At 68.6% G+C, this 12,226-nt stretch carries 7 protein-coding genes, 1 pseudogene and 1 riboswitch; of the genes and pseudogenes, 6 read left to right on the top strand and 2 right to left on the bottom strand.

Going from position 1 to position 12,226, the window contains the following annotated elements; genetic code table 11:
- Window positions 1-448 precede the first annotated feature (448 nt).
- The 3 genes and pseudogenes from cysQ to AC3WR5_RS07575 all read left to right on the top strand — a co-directional run.
- Complete coding sequence (gene cysQ, locus AC3WR5_RS07585; protein ID WP_141291934.1) at window positions 449-1,237, top strand: 3'(2'),5'-bisphosphate nucleotidase CysQ; 789 nt, start codon at window positions 449-451, stop codon at window positions 1,235-1,237.
- A gap of 37 nt (window positions 1,238-1,274) precedes the next feature.
- On the top strand, window positions 1,275-3,377 hold the full coding sequence (locus AC3WR5_RS07580; protein ID WP_492483204.1) for a capsule polysaccharide biogenesis protein: 2,103 nt from the start codon (window positions 1,275-1,277) through the stop codon (window positions 3,375-3,377).
- A 367-nt stretch (window positions 3,378-3,744) separates the two neighbouring features.
- Window positions 3,745-4,857: pseudogene (locus tag AC3WR5_RS07575) on the top strand (capsule polysaccharide biogenesis protein); the annotation flags it as partial.
- Between the two features lie 56 nt (window positions 4,858-4,913).
- Here AC3WR5_RS07575 and metH read toward each other — a convergent pair.
- A complete protein-coding gene (gene metH, locus AC3WR5_RS07570; protein WP_492483576.1) occupies window positions 4,914-7,634 on the bottom strand; it encodes a methionine synthase in 2,721 nt (906 codons plus the stop codon).
- Window positions 7,635-7,771: 137 nt separating this feature from the next.
- A riboswitch (S-adenosyl-L-homocysteine riboswitch) is annotated at window positions 7,772-7,848 on the bottom strand.
- A gap of 205 nt (window positions 7,849-8,053) precedes the next feature.
- On the opposite strand from metH, the gene AC3WR5_RS07565 reads away from it, so the two are divergent.
- Window positions 8,054-9,070: a DUF3466 family protein gene (locus AC3WR5_RS07565; RefSeq protein WP_141288615.1), complete on the top strand. Its 1,017-nt coding sequence runs from the start codon at window positions 8,054-8,056 to the stop codon at window positions 9,068-9,070.
- A 169-nt stretch (window positions 9,071-9,239) separates the two neighbouring features.
- Entirely contained in the window at window positions 9,240-9,842 is a 603-nt protein-coding gene (locus tag AC3WR5_RS07560) for a cyclic nucleotide-binding domain-containing protein (protein WP_141288616.1), read from the top strand.
- A gap of 19 nt (window positions 9,843-9,861) precedes the next feature.
- On the opposite strand, the gene AC3WR5_RS07555 is transcribed toward AC3WR5_RS07560, so the two are convergent.
- Window positions 9,862-11,313, bottom strand: a complete 1,452-nt coding sequence (locus AC3WR5_RS07555) for an HD domain-containing phosphohydrolase (RefSeq protein ID WP_492483201.1) — start codon at window positions 11,311-11,313, stop codon at window positions 9,862-9,864.
- A gap of 137 nt (window positions 11,314-11,450) precedes the next feature.
- Between AC3WR5_RS07555 and AC3WR5_RS07550 the strand changes: the two genes are divergently transcribed.
- On the top strand, window positions 11,451-12,215 hold the full coding sequence (locus AC3WR5_RS07550; protein WP_492483199.1) for an alpha/beta fold hydrolase: 765 nt from the start codon (window positions 11,451-11,453) through the stop codon (window positions 12,213-12,215).
- Window positions 12,216-12,226 lie beyond the last annotated feature (11 nt).

Here is a 12,226-nt window from a genome sequence, read left to right as displayed (position 1 = left end):
TGCAACTGGGCGCCAAAACGCTGCCCGGCCAGCGCCTGCACAGCATTGGCATCCCATAACAGTGACGGGCTACCGGCTTTTTCGGGTGGCTGGCCCAAAGCGGCGGTGCGCAGTGCCTCTTCCTGTTGCAGACTCAGGACCCGGCCATCGCCCTTGGGCCGTCCGCGGGCGCCGACGTCGATCGCCGCCCAGCCGCCCGCCGTGAAGGCCTGGCAGGCCTTGATGATGGTGGGCACGCTGAGGCCGGTCTCGGTTCGGATCTGCGCCAGGCTGCGGCCGTCCACCCGCAACTGCACCGCGCGGCGACGGCGCAGGTTCAGTTGTTGCATATCGGGGGTGGAGGCGGGCACGAACTGAGGTCAATAAATGTTTTAGGGAGTTTATTCTGCCACTCGACATGCACAATGCCGTATCCCTCATTTGAAAACCTCATCTGAAAGTAACTTCCATGAGCATTGCTACCGCTGACGCCGCCGGCCTGTTGTCCCAACTGACGCCCCTCATCCGCGACGCCGGCAAGGTGATCATGGACATCTATGCCACCGACTTCGATGTGACCAAGAAGGGCGACGAGTCGCCGGTCACCCAGGCCGACCAGAAGGCGGAAGACGTCATCCTGGCCGGCCTCGCGAAAATCGCGCCAGGCGTACCGGTCGTTGCCGAAGAAGCCGTGGCCGCCGGCAAGATTCCCGATGTGAGCGATCGCTTCTTCCTGGTCGACCCACTGGACGGCACCAAGGAATTCATCAGCCGCAACGGCGAGTTCACCGTCAACATCGCGCTGATCGAAAACGGCAAGCCGGTGCTGGGCCTGGTGTTCGCGCCCGCTGTCGGCGGTGCTGCCGGCCGCCTGTTCACCGGCGCGGCCGGCCTGGGTGCCTGGCTGGAAGACGCCGAAGGCAAGCGCGAGATCAAGACCCGCGCGGTGCCGGCCGAAGGCCTGACCGTGGTGGCCAGCCGCTCGCATGGCGACGAAACCGCGCTGGACGCTTTCCTGAACGGCCGCACCGTGGCCTCGCGCACCAACGCCGGCTCGTCACTGAAGCTGTGCCTGGTCGCTGCCGGCGAGGCCGACCTGTACCCGCGTCTGGGCCGCACGATGGAATGGGACATTGCCGCAGGCGACGCCGTGCTGCGCGCTGCCGGGGGCCGCGTCACCGTGGTGGCCGATGGCGCCGACCTGCGCTACGGCAAGCCCGGCTTCGACAACCCGCACTTCGCGGCCTCGGGGTTCTGATCGTTTCCGCGGCCCGCCTCGCGGTGGGCCCTCTCGTGTGACTTCGCCTGACCTGTTGGCTTCGCTGCGCTGTGCCGTGCTGCACGGTCGCGGCGTGGCCGGTGTCAGCACGCTGCCGGCGCTGCTCGCGGATCTGCAACTGGTCCCGCCGCGCCAGGCCGCCACTGCCGGCGCACAGGCCGTGCTGGCCTGGGGCCGCAAGCCCAGTGCCGAGCGGGCGCTGGCCTGGGGCCGGGCGCACGGCCTGCAGCCGTTGTGGCTGGAAGACGGCTTTGTGCGGTCGATCGGCCTGGGTGCCGACGACCCTCCGCTGTCTGTGGTGCTGGACGACGAAGGCATCTATTACGACGCCAGCGGACCGTCAAGGCTGGAGCGGCTGATCCGCCAGCCGCTGAACGATGCGCAACGCACGCGCGCGCTGGCGCTGCAGGCCCAGTGGCAGGCGGCAAGGGTCTCCAAATACAACCAGGCCCGCGAAGCCTTGCCGGCCGGCTTGCGGCTGGACGGTGGCGAGGTGCTGGTGGTCGACCAGACGGCGGGCGACGCCTCGATCGGCTTTGGCGCCGCGTCCGCCGCCAGTTTCGCGCGCATGCTGCAGGCGGCGCTGGATGAGCATCCACATGCGCGCATCCTGCTGAAAGTGCACCCCGACGTGGTGGCCGGCCGCAAGCGTGGCCACTTCGGGGCCTTGAGCGCTGCGCTGCGCGGTCGCGTCACGCTGCTGGGCGAGTCGCTGCACCCGGCCGCGCTGCTGAGCCAGGTCGCAGCGGTGTATGTCGTCACCTCGCAAATGGGTTTCGAGGCCTTGCTGTGGGGCAGGCCGGTGCGCTGCTTCGGCCTGCCGTTTTACGCCGGCTGGGGGCTGACCGGCGATGACCAGCCGGTGCTGGCCCGGCGCCAGCCGGCCGAGGCCGCGGCGCTGGTGCATGCCGCACTGGTCGACTACCCGCGTTACCTGGACCCGGAAACCGGCGCCCGCTGCGAGCCCGAGCGCCTGCTCGCCTGGATGGGCCTGCAGCGGGCCGAGCGCGAGCGTTTCCCGCCGCGCTTGCACGCGGTCGGCTTTTCCGGCTGGAAGCGGCCGGTGCTGCGGCGCTTCCTGGCGGGCAGCGAACTGACCTTCACGCGTGCCGGTGCGGCAGTCGCCAGTGGCGAGCCGGTCGTCGTCTGGGGCCAGCGCGAACTGCCGGCGCCGCCGCCCGGCCGGCCGGCGCCAGCGGTGATCCGGGTCGAAGATGGTTTCCTGCGCTCGGTTGGCCTGGGGGCGGACCTGGTGCGCCCGCTGTCCTGGGTGCTGGACGACCTGGGCCTCTACTACGACAGCAGCCGCCCGTCGGCGCTGGAGCGCTGGTTGAACCAGGCCAGCTTCTCGCCGGCGTTGCGCGAGCGCGCCGCGGCGCTGCGCGCACAGTTGCTGGCGCTGGGCCTGACCAAGTACAACCTGGGCGGCGGGGGCTGGGTCCGGCCCGCGGGCGCCGCGGGCCGGCGGGTTGTGCTGGTGGTCGGGCAGGTCGAGTCGGACGCTGCCATCGTCCACGGTGCGCCCGGAATTCGCACCAACATGGGGCTGTTGCAGGCGGTGCGCGAGCAGCGACCGCAGGCCTGGCTGGTCTACAAGCCGCACCCGGATGTGGTTGCCAAGCTGCGCGCCCAGGGCGACGGCGAGGGCGAGGCCAGGCGTTGGTGCGACGAAATCCTGCCGCAGGCGCCGATGGACACCTTGCTGCGCCAGGTCGATGAGTTGCATGTGCTCACTTCGCTGGCGGGTTTCGAGGCTTTGCTGCGCGAGGTGCCGGTCGTGACCTGGGGCTGCCCGTTCTACGCCGGCTGGGGCCTGACCGAAGACCGGCTGCCGCAGCCTCGGCGCGAGCGCCAGCTGTCGCTGGATGAGCTGACCGCCGCGGTGCTGATCCTGTATCCGCGCTACGTCAGCCGCCGTTCCGGCGCCTTTGCTTCGCCGGAATCGGCCGCCCAGGAATTGCAGGACTGGCGCGACAGCAGCGTGGCCCAGGCCGGCCCGCCCAGCCTGGGCCGGCGCGGCCTGCGTCTGGCCTTGCGCTGGCTGGTCGCCCTGCGGCGCAGCGGGGTGCCGCTGCGCCAGCGCCCGGCGCTGCCGCCGCCGGACACAAAAGACAGCTGAATTTCGCCAGAAGTCTTCACGAGCTGGCGGCTTGTGTCGATAAGCCCCATGAGGGTATCGGCGAATCAGGATTTGTCTGACATGGACGAAAGTCAAGCTCTGACACAGTTTGCATTGCTTGCGTCCCGGTACACCTATTTGAGGGATCGTCAGCACCACTTGCCGCGCATAGACTGCAATCAGTGCTGACTAGAGGGTGTTCCCTTGGTTTGTCGACCCTTCGCAAGGGTTTTGTGAGGTTTTTCGCGTCTGCTGCGGATCATCCCGTGGGTTGAGCCAGCAGTCGGGCATGTTTGTCGCTTTGCGTTGACGCGGCCTTTCCGGCCGCGTCTCGTGGGCACGCTGGTCACACCGTTTTGTCGTTCGCATGATTCCGATTTCCCTAGACCGCCTGCTGTCTCAGCGTCGCACGCTGCTGCTGCAGGGCCCCATGGGCCGGTTCTTTGCCACCTTGGCGAAGACGCTGCGCGACCATGGGCAAACGGTCTGGAAGGTCAATTTCAACGCGGGTGACGAGTTCTATTTTCCCGAACAGGATGGCGCCTGGGCCTTCAATCAGCCACCGGCGGAATGGCCTGCCTGGCTGCGTGAACGCCTGGTCTCGCATCAGATCGACGCGCTGGTGCTGTTTGGCCAGACCCGCGCGATGCATGACACGGCGCTGGCCGAAGCGCGTGCGCTGGGCATCACCGTCTATGTGTTCGAGGAAGGCTACCTTCGGCCGGACTACGTGACGCTGGAGATCGGCGGCGTCAACGCAGAATCGTCCATCCCGCGCGACGCGGCCTTCTACCGCCGGCTCAACATCGAGCCGCAACCGGCGCCGCAGCCCACGCATCAGCAGTTTGGCGAAGTGGCCGACATTGCGATGACCTATGCCACCGAGCTGTGGAAAGGCCGTGCGCGTTACCCGCATTACGAGCACCACCGCTGCCTGCATCCGGTCCGCGAAGGCCTGCGCTGGGTTCGGGGTGGCATGCGCAAGTGGAAAAACCGCTGGCTGGAAAGCGACATGCTGGGCTTCCTCAGCCACCCAGCGCAGCATAAGCGCTACATGCTGGTGCCGCTGCAGGTCCACAACGACAGCCAGATCATCCACCACTCGCGTTTTGGCACCGTGCCGAACTTCATCGAAGAGGTGATGGCCTCGTTCGCGGTGCATGCGCCGGCCGATCAACTGCTGGTCTTCAAGCATCATCCGCTGGACCGGCCGTACAACGACTACCGCCGCCTGATCGCCCGCCGGGCGACGGCGCTGGGCGTGGCGCACCGGGTGCACTACATCCATGACCAGCACCTGCCAACGCTGCTGATGCACGCTGCCGGCGTGGTCACGGTCAACAGCACCACCGGCCTGCAGTCCATGTACCACAGCACGCCGGTGATCACGCTGGGCGAATGCTTTTACGCGGTGCCGGGCATGGTGCATGCCGGTCCGCTGTCCGAGTTCTGGCGCCACCCCGGCACGGTGGACAAGCGCCTGTTCGCGCGCTTTCGCGCCCACCTGCTGCGCGAAACCCAGCTGAACGCCAGCTTCTACGCCGAAACGCCTGGCCTGCCGTCCAGCACCGAGACCAACCGCCGCCGCGCGCTGTCTTCGTCCATGCCCAACGCGTCGGCCCAGGCTGCCAGTTGGTCCTCGCCGACCGTGCCGACGTTGAAATAAGTCGCCTTCGGGTGGGCCAGGTAAAAGCCGCTGACGCTGGCCGCCGGCGTCATCGCCAGGCTTTCGGTCAGGCCCATGTCGATCTCGCCACAGGCCAGCAGCTCGAACATCGGGCCCTTCACGCTGTGGTCCGGGCAGGCCGGGTAGCCCGGCGCCGGGCGGATGCCGCTGTACTTCTCGGCGATCAGCTCGGCATTACTCAGCGCCTCGTCCGGTGCGTAGCCCCACAGCTCCATGCGCACGCGCTGGTGCAGCCGCTCGGCAAAGGCTTCGGCCAGCCGGTCGGCCAGTGCCTTCAGCATGATGGATGAATAGTCGTCCTGCGCGTCCTCGAACTGCTTGGCGCGCGCGTCGGCGCCCAGGCCTGTGGTGACCGCGAACAGGCCGATGTAGTCCGGCTGCGTGCCCTTGGGCGCGATGAAGTCGGCCAGCGAGCGGTTGGGCCGTTTCACGCCATCGACCACCGGCCGCACCGTCTGCATGCGCAGCGGCGCCCAGCGCATCAGCACCTCGCTGCGCGTTTCGTCGGCATAGACCTCGATCACGTCGTCGTCCACCGTGTTGGCCGGCCAGAAGCCCAGCACCGCGTTGGCCTGCAGCCAGCGGCCGTCGATGATGCGCTTGAGCATGGCCTGGCCGTCGGCCAGCACCTTGCGTGCCTCGACGCCGACCACCGCGTCGTCCAGGATTGCCGGGTACGGGCCGGCCAGGTCCCAGGTCTGGAAGAACGGGCCCCAGTCGATGCACTGCGCCAGCTCGGCCAGGTCGTATTGCTTCATCACGCGGCGGCCGAGGAAGCGCGGCTTCACCGGCGCCTGCGACCAGTCCAGCGGCGTCTTGTTGGCGCGGGCCTCGGCCAGCGTCACCAGCGGCGTGGCCTTCTTGTTCGCATGCAGCTCGCGCACGCGCTGGTAGTCGGCGTTCAGCGTCTCGATGTAGGCCGCGGCGCGGTCGTCGCTCAGCAACTCGGCGCACACGCCCACGGCGCGCGAAGCGTCCGGCACGTAGACGATGGGACCGGCGTAGTGCGGCGTGATCTTCACCGCGGTGTGCACCCTGCTGGTCGTGGCGCCACCGATCAACAGCGGCGTGCCGCGCTCGCGGAAATACGGGTCGCGCTGCATTTCGGCGGCCACGTGCTGCATTTCTTCCAGGCTGGGCGTGATCAGGCCCGACAGGCCGATGATGTCGGCGCCTTCCTCGCGCGCCTTGGCCAGGATGTCCTGGCAAGGCACCATCACGCCCATGTTGACGACCTCGAAGTTGTTGCACTGCAGGACCACCGTGACGATGTTCTTGCCGATGTCGTGCACGTCGCCCTTGACCGTCGCGATGACGATCTTGCCCTTGGCCTTCGCGTCGCCGCCAGCGTCCACCAAGGCCTTCTTCTCGGCCTCGATGTAGGGCAGCAAATGGGCGACAGCCTGCTTCATCACTCGGGCGCTCTTCACGACCTGGGGCAGGAACATCTTGCCGGCGCCGAACAGGTCGCCGACGATGTTCATGCCGGCCATCAGCGGGCCTTCGATGACATGCAGCGGCCGGCCGCCATCGGCCTGGATCGCCTGCCACACCTCTTCGGTGTCCTCGTTGATGAACTCCGTGATGCCGTGCACCAGCGCGTGTGAGAGCCGCTCGGTCGCCGGCGCCGCGCGCCAGGCCAGCCGGGCGCTGTCGTCCTTGGCCGCGCCCTTGACCTGCTCGGCCACTTCCAGCAGCCGCTCGGTCGAGTCCGCGCGGCGGTTCAGCACCACGTCTTCCACGCGCTCGCGCAGGTCCGCGTCCAGCTGGTCGTACACGCCGACCATGCCGGCGTTGACGATGCCCATGTCCATGCCCGCCTGGATCGCGTGGTACAGGAAGACCGTGTGGATGGCCTCGCGCACTGGCTCGTTGCCGCGGAAGCTGAACGACACGTTGGACACGCCGCCGGAGACCTTGGCACCGGGCAGGTTTTGCTTGATCCAGCGCGTGGCGTTGATGAAGTCCACCGCGTAGTTGTTGTGCTCCTCGATGCCGGTGGCAATCGCGAAGATGTTCGGGTCGAAGATGATGTCTTCAGGCGGGAAGCCCACGTCTTCGACCAGCACCCGGTAGGCGCGTGCGCAGATCTCGGTCTTGCGCGCGAAGGTGTCGGCCTGGCCTTGCTCGTCGAAGGCCATGACCACGGCCGCAGCGCCATAGCGCCGCACCAGCGTGGCCTGGCGCTTGAACTCGGCCTCGCCTTCCTTCAGCGAAATGCTGTTGACGATGCCCTTGCCCTGCAGGCACTTCAACCCGGCCTCGATCACGCTCCACTTCGACGAGTCCACCATGATGGGCACGCGCGCGATCTCCGGCTCCCCGGCAATCAGGTTCAGGAAACGCACCATGGCGGCCTGGCTGTCCAGCATCGCCTCGTCCATGTTGATGTCGATCACCTGCGCGCCGTTTTCGACCTGCTGGCGGGCGACGGCCAGCGCCTTCTCGAACTCGCCGGCCAGGATCATGCGGGCGAAGACCTTGGAGCCGGTGACATTGGTGCGCTCGCCGATGTTGACGAACAGCGACTGCGCGTCGATGGCCACAGGCTCCAGCCCGGACAGGCGCATCGGCGGCGGTGCCACGGCGGTGTCAGAGCTCGAATCGGGAACGTCGGGAAGGTCGGCAGAGGCGGAGGGCATGGCGCGGTCGTGCGGCAACACGAGGAGATGAAGAAAATCGGCCCGAGCGGGCGGAGCTCACCCAGGTCGGGTGAGCGTCGTTGTCATCTACCCAAGCCTGACAGCGCGGGATCACCGCGCTGCTGCAACGCTCCTTGGAAGCCTGATTTTAGCGGCCTGCGACCCGACGTGCCGGCGCTCGCCCCACCCCCACGATCCAGTGCGGGTCAGCTACCCTTTCGGGTAGGCCGCTCGACGCAGGGGGCTCCTACACTTTTTGGCAGGTCTCCACCCACGTTTTTCACATCAAGGAAACTGCCATCAAACCCCTCACCGCCCCCCTGGCCGCCGCTGCGCTGGCCTGCCTGATGCTCGCCGCCACCTCGGCGCAAGCTGCACCCACCTACCGCATCAAGGACCTGGGCGTCGGGCCGGATGGCTACTCCAGCCAGGGCCTGGCGATCAACGACCAGAACGTCGTCGTCGGCTGGATCCAGAAGGAACAGTACGGCGCCCACATCGCCGTGGCCTTCCAGCCCGACGGCAGCATCGTCACCCTGGGCACGCTGCCCGGCGACACTTCCAGCTTCGCCACCGGCATCAACAACGCCGGCCAGATCGTCGGCTACAGCGGACCGTCCGACTCGCCTGGCGCCTTCCTTTACGACCCCGTGACCGGCATGCAGGCGCTGGGCAGCTTCGACCCCGCGCACCGCTACAGCATGGCCGCCGGCATCTCGGACAACGGCACCGTCGTTGGCCAGAGCAACACGGTGGACGGCGTGCCGCATGCCTTCACCTGGACGGCGGCCACCGGCATGGTCGACCCGTTCCCGAAGAAGGGCGCGGCGGACGCCTCGGGCATCAACGCCAGCGGCCAATGGGTGGGCCACTACGACAAGACCGACGCGACCATCGGCGTGCGCGTCAGCGCCGAAGGCAAGGTCAACCAGCTTGGCGCCTTCAGCCCGCTGGCGCCCTACAGCTACGGCAAGGGCATCAACAGCAAGGGCCAGGTGGCCGGCTACAGCGCCGACCCCGACACCCTCACCAGCCGCGCCTTCCTGTGGGACAAGAAGAAGGGCATGATCGACATTGGCGTGCTGCCCGGCGGTCTCTACAGCAATGCGCTGAAGGTCAATGACGCCGGCCAGGTCGTCGGCATTGCCGACAAGCCCGCCCGCCGCGGTTCCACCAACGTGGCGTTCTACTACGACAAGAAGACCGGCATGGTGGACGTCTCCACCCTGATCGACCCGGCCGACCCGCTCTACGGCAAGGTCCAGTTCGACGCCGGCCAAGGCATCAACAACAACGGCGTCATCGTCACCAACGGCATCCAGGGCGAGGACTATCACGCCTATCTGCTGATCCCGGTGAACTGAAGTGTCACGGGCGGGTCGGTCCGCCTCTGTCCGTAAACCGGTACAAATCGGCGCCATCGCACACTGCGCTGGCGCCTGCTGCGCTTTCGGACCAGTCCAGCCGCTAACCTGACGGGATGTGTGCCTGCCGGGGTTCCGGCGCGAGAATGGGCGCGCCTTGCCGTTGCCCATGAACTCCACCTTACCCGCCGCCCACGACCCCTACCTCATCGAGCTGGCTGCCGAGCTGTTGCGCCGGCCCAGTGCGCTGGCCGACCTGCAGGCCGAGGAGGCCCGCACCGTCGTCAGCTACATGCGGCTGTGGCAGTGCGACGAAGGCGCGGTGCTGCTGCGCGAGGGCGAGCAGGCCGACACCGGCCACATGCTGCTGGTGATCGACGGCGAGGTCAGCGTCGAGAACACCGTCGTCAGCCGCACCGATCCGCTGATCGTCACCGTGCTCGGCCCTGGCAGCCTGATCGGCGAGATGGGTTTGCTGGACGGCGCGCCGCGCGCGGCCTCCTGCATCGCGATGACGCCGGTGCAGGCCGCCTCGCTGTCACGCGGCGCCCTGCGCCGGCTGATGATCGACGAACCGGCGGTGGCCGCCAAGCTGCTGGCCAACATCTCGCAGGGCATGGCCCAGCGCCTGCGCGAAGCCGGTCGCCAGCAGCGCGTCTACAGCCAGCTGGTGCGGGCCATGCAGGAAGAGATCAACGAGCTGAATCACCAGCTGCAGCAGGTGATGGGCGGCGCGTTGAACCGCGCCGCGCGCCAGTCCGACCAGGACTGATCGCTCCAGGCGCCGCGGGCTACAGCAGCCCCAGCGTGAAGGCCTTCAGCGTGGCGGCCGCGCGGGTCGAACATTCGAGCTTGCGGAATACGCTCTCAATGTGGGTGCGCACCGTGCTCGGGCTGATGCTCAGCGCCCGCGCCACCTCCTTGTTGCTTTCGCCCAGGCTGATGCGCCGCAGCACGTCCGCCTCGCGGCCACTGAGTGTCACCGCCGCGCGGGCTGGTGCGCGCGGACGGGCGCCAGCCGCGGCGGCGATGGCGGCTTCAACCACGGCCGGGTCGAACATGCCACGCGTCGCCTCGCCGCACAGCAGCTGCGCAGCGGCGGCAGCGTCATGCGCCAGCCGCCACGGCCGCGGTGAGCGCAGCGCCACCAGCGCGGCTGCGGTGGCCAGCACCCGCTGCGCTTGCGACAACGCGGCACCGGACAGGCTGCGGAAGGCGCCGCTGCCGTCCAGCTTTTCCCAGGCATGCGACGCCAGCTCGGCCTCGGTCTTCAGCCGCTGGATCGCGCCGGCGGCGCGGAAGGTCCAGTAAGGCATCAGCCGCAGGCGTTCGCGCTCGCCGGCCAAGAGCCGGCCCGCCTTGTTCCACAGGTGATTGGGCAGCGCGGCGCGGCCAATGCCGTGCAGCAGGCCGGCGCGGTGCAGCTGTGCCGCGGCGTCTTCGTCCAGTCCGAGCAGGCGCGCGGTGGCCTGCGCCGCTTCGGCGACCTGGCGCGACTGGCCGGCCAGCCAGGGCAGCTTGAGGTCGGCCACGTCGGCCACCAACGCCAGCGGCACGCGGCGATCAGCCTCGTCAACCGTTTCGCGGGCTGGGCTGGGCTCATCGAGCGCCGCCAGCCAGTCCGCCGCCGCGCTGCAAGCCAGCGTGGCCAATGCCGCCGGGTATCGGCTACCGCCCGCGGCGCGCACGCGGGCCAGCGCCTCGGCCTGCCCGTGCACCTGCGAAAGGATTTCCAGCTCGCTGGCAATCGCCACCTGGTAGACCACCGCCGGCACCGCTTCGCCGCCCAGTTGCCCCGGCTGTCCGCCGCCGTCCCAGCGCTCGAAGACCTGGCGCAGGCCGGCTTCCACCGCGGCGCCCATGCCGAGCTGGCGCGCGATGTCGCCAGAAACCTCGCAATGGATCTCGGCCAGCGGCGCCACCGCGCGCTGCTCCTGCAGGCTGAGCGGTCGCAAGGTCTGGGCGAACATCTGCTCGCGGCCGGCCACGTCGTCGCCCAGCAATTGGTCGAAGCCGGCCGCGTTGGCAGTGCAGCCGGACCAGCGCAGCAGCGCCACCGCCTCTGCCGCCTGCTGCTCGGCCGCCTGGCCACCAGACGCGAGCGCCAGCCAGCCGGCCAGGCGCGCGGTGCGGTGGGAATGGTCGGTCGGCCGGCCCATGCTGAGGTCGCCGATGAAGGCGAAGGCGCGCACGGCGTCGCTGACCGCCACGTCGGGGGTGGCCACAGGGGAATCGGCAGGCATGGGGGAGGGAAGCGGAATGCGGCGGAGGGGCGCCAGCCTCGGTCAATCGACCGATGCCGGAAATGCGCCGGAATTTCGACACTGACGGCACGCGTTCAGAACGACGCGCACTCTAACCTCCTCACCGGAACCGCATCATGAACACCCGTCTCGCGCTCTCTTCCCTCGCCCTGGCTGCCGGTCTGATCGGCGGCGCTGCCCCGGCCCTGGCGGCCGAGCTGCCTTCCGTCGTGCTGGTGCATGGCGCCTTTGCCGATGGCTCCGACTGGGCCAAGGTCATCCCGCTGCTGCAGGCCCAGGGCGTGCACGTCACCGCGGTGCAGAACGGCCTGGAGTCGCTGGCCGGTGACGTGGCCGCCACGCAGCGCGCGGTGGCCCTCCAGAAGGGCAAGGTGGTGCTGGTCGGTCACTCCTGGGGCGGCCAAGTCATCACCGAAGCCGGCGTGAACGACAAGGTCGGCGCGCTGGTCTATGTGGCCGCGTTTGCCCCCAGCGTGGGGCAGGCCGCAGGCGAGCTGGGCCAGGGCTACCCCACGCCGCCCGGCATCGCCAAGCTGGTGCCCGACGCACAAGGCTTCCTGTCGCTGCCGCCGCAGGCCATGGCCGAGGACTTTGCGCAGGACGTGCCAGCCGCGCAGGCTGCGGTGATGGCGGTCACCCAGGGCGCCATCCAGGCCAAGGCCTTTGGCGACAAGGCGACCGTGGCGGCCTGGCAGACCCGCCCGTCCTGGTACATCGTCAGCGCCAACGACCGCATGATCGACCCAGACCTGGAGCGCGCGATGGCCAGGAAGATCGGCGCCACCGTGACCACGCTGCCCACCAGTCACGTGCCGCAGCAGTCGCGCCCGGCTGAAGTCGCCGCGGTCATCCTGCAGGCGGTGCAGGCGGTCGCCCGCTGAGCTTGCAGGCC

Source organism: Ideonella sp. FW305-24 (genome assembly GCF_058788035.1).
Note: the sequence above shows the minus strand (reverse complement) of the source record. Positions and strands in the feature narration are given on the sequence as shown.